Source organism: Actinosynnema sp. NPDC023658 (assembly GCF_040639995.1).
Classification (GTDB): Bacteria; Actinomycetota; Actinomycetes; order Mycobacteriales; family Pseudonocardiaceae; genus Actinosynnema.
Window position 1 is genome coordinate 1 of record NZ_JBFAAX010000842.1, and the last position, 1695, is coordinate 1695.

Below are 1695 nucleotides of genomic sequence, written 5' to 3' on the forward strand. Positions count from 1 at the left end.
CCCACCGCTGGACGAGCGGCCTGAGCTTGTCCTGTCTTCCGCGTGCGGGTCTCGCACCAACCGACCTGAGGTGAGGGCGGTTGAGGCCCATCGCGGCCCTGTTGAACGGCCTGCTGCCGAACCACGGCCGGGCTGCAGGGCGCCTCCGGCCGACCTCCGGGGAACGAGTCGGGATCACCAGGCATGAAGATCGCGGTGCCGGCGCAGGACCGTTCCGGGCGTACCAGCAGCCGGAACCGACGAAGCACTCGACTGGGAAGTCGGTACAGCAGTGCCGCGAGGAACCTTGTCACCGGGTGAGAACCGCGGACGCGTGATCCTTGAAGCAGCGCAGGGTGGCCTGACGCCACACCTGGGTGCCTACCGCGCCGGGCGCGGCGTCGAAGACGTGCTGACCGTAGTGGACTTCGATCAGGTGGCAGGGGACGTCGCCGCGGTGAAGCCGGTCGTACAGCCGTCGGGTGCCGTCGGGCGCCACGATGTAGTCGGAGGCCCCACGGTGAGAAGGGTGGGGGGTGTCTGAGGGGTGACGTGGTTCGCCGGCGTGTAGCCGCGCCAGTTGTTGGTCTTGACGAGCAGGGTGTGCAGGGCTCGCATGGTGGTGTAGTCGTGTGGTTTGCCGAGGTTGCTGAGGTAGGAGACGCCGTCCGCCGCGTCGCCCCAGAACACGACTTGCGTGTGTCTGGGGAACTGGGCCTTGTGCTGGCGGGAGTAGTACTCGAGGTCGGACAAACCCATGTCCTGCCGCAGGAACCTGATCTGGTCCTGCGCCGTGCTCGTCGACTCGAGGCCGACGTAGTACTTCCACCGCTCGTTGTACCTCGCGAGCCGGTTCTCTTCCTGGCTCTTCATGTGCTTGTAGATGAAGGCGAAGTAGGAGGTCTGGCTCTTCATGTCGGCCAACCACCTGCTGCCGCCCTGGTGGATGTTCGTGAAGTAACCACCCATGGCTGCGCCGGGCACCATCAGCGTGTGCGTCTTGAGCCAGTTGCCGGTGTTGGCGTTGATGCCCTTCGCGATGTGCAGGGCGCATTCCCGCACCTGGGCGGTGTTCTCCAGGTTCGTCTCGATCGGCATGACGCACTGCAGCGAGGTGAGCCCTTCGCTCTTCGCCCGGTTGATGATCCCGCTCATGTCGTTGACGAACTTGTCCGCGTTGCCCGTCAGCCTTCCGTCGCGCTGGAGCCAGACGCGCTGGTACAGGTAGACGTTAATGTCACGGTAGATGTCCGATCGATGTTTGGTGTCGGGATGTCGCCCGTGTGGGAGACAGCGGCCCTGCGGCACTTCCGGGCAGGAAATTGAGATCATTCTTCACATCTGCTGACAGCGGCGACGCACGACGCGCCGAGTACGTCGGCCGTTGGGTGCGTGCTTGTCGGCGTGGGGTGGCCGGGCACGTCCGGCATCGGAGCGTTACAGACCGATCGCCTCCGCCGATAGGGTCCTGCGCCCTCAGCCGTGGTACGTGGCAATGAACGCCCCGGTGACCTCGGGCTGTGCCGGGAGCAGGCGCAACCGCAGGCGGCGGGGAGCGTGCAGGGTGCCGAAGGTGGGTGTGGGATCGCGGTGAGGGGTCAGGAGATGGTTCCTCAGCACGGCCGCGAGGACGACGGTCAGCTGCGTGAGGGCCAGTTGCGAGGCGGGACAGGTGCGGGGGCCGAGTGCGAAGGGCAGGTAGGTGGCCGGTGCGGG

General features: G+C 66.2%; 2 protein-coding genes. Both read right to left on the bottom strand.

Features of this window, described 5'->3' with window-relative positions; all coding sequences use genetic code 11:
* Window positions 1–411: 411 nt before the first annotated feature.
* Complete coding sequence (locus AB0G02_RS35435; RefSeq protein ID WP_360803388.1) at window positions 412–1134, bottom strand: hypothetical protein; 723 nt, start codon at window positions 1132–1134, stop codon at window positions 412–414.
* Window positions 1135–1455: 321 nt separating this feature from the next.
* The coding region (locus AB0G02_RS35440) for a cytochrome P450 (protein WP_360803391.1) at window positions 1456–1695 on the bottom strand (240 nt) is incomplete at its 5' end.

Bases quoted from the DNA above. Each gene is read 5' to 3' on its own strand.
- AB0G02_RS35435 (WP_360803388.1), bottom strand. From the start codon at position 1,134: ATGAGCGGGATCATCAACCGGGCGAAGAGCGAAGGGCTCACCTCGCTG.